Raw genomic sequence first — 913 nt, forward strand, 5'->3', positions numbered from 1 at the left:
ATGATCGTCGAGCCGAGCGACAGCACCACCGAATTCATGAACGGCTTGAAGTAATCGCGCTGGGTCTGGACCGTCACATAGTTTTCCAGCGTGCCCGACGGAATGAGGCTGAAGCCGGCGATTGCCTCCGGCTCGGTCTTGATCGAGGTGAGGAAGGCGTAAAGGATCGGGAAGAACAGCAGCAGCGCCACGGCCCAGGCCGCGATGGAGAAGCCGATCTTTGCGCGAGTGGTTGTCTTGCGGGCCATGATGTTTCCCCCTTACCGGTCGAGGTTCTTGCCGACGGCGCGCATCAGGAAGATGGCGACGATATTGGCGAGGATGACGGCGATGATACCGCCGGCCGAAGCGCCGCCGACGTCGTAGCCCAGAAGTGCTGTGCGATAGATGAGGAAGGCAAGGTTGGTGGAGGCGTAACCGGGGCCGCCATTGGTAGTGACGAGGATTTCCGCGTAAACGCCGAGCAGGAAGATCGTCTGGATGAGAATGACGACGGTGATGGCGCGCGACAGATGCGGCAGCGTCAGGTAGATGAAGCGGTTGACGAAGTTGGCGCCATCCATCTCGGCCGCTTCCTTCTGTTCGCCATCGAGCGACTGCAGGGCGGTCAAGAGGATCAGCGTCGCGAACGGCAGCCATTGCCAGGCGACGATGATGATGATGGACAAGAGCGGAAACTGCGCGAACCAGTCGACGGGCTGGAAACCGAAGAAACGCGAGAGATCGGCGAGCACCCCGTAGCCGGGATGCATGATCATGTTCTTCCAGACCAGTGCTGCCACCGGCGGCATGACGAAGAAGGGCGAGATGATCATGATGCGCACGATGCCCTGGCCGAAAATGTCATTGTCGAGCAGAAGCGCAATGGCGATGCCGCCAACCACCGTGATGAGCAGCACACCGCCGACGATCA

1 protein-coding gene and 1 pseudogene are annotated in these 913 nt (G+C 60.2%); both read right to left on the reverse strand.

The genetic code is table 11. The features are described 5' to 3' along the window. Nucleotides 1–248: pseudogene (locus ACQZ40_RS25720) on the reverse strand (carbohydrate ABC transporter permease); the annotation flags it as partial. 12 nt (nt 249–260) lie between these two features. After that, on the reverse strand, nt 261–913 hold a 653-nt coding region (locus ACQZ40_RS25725), incomplete at its 5' end, for a carbohydrate ABC transporter permease (RefSeq protein ID WP_448748913.1).

The sequence above is a fragment of the Agrobacterium sp. 16-172Ci genome (genome assembly GCF_053522725.1).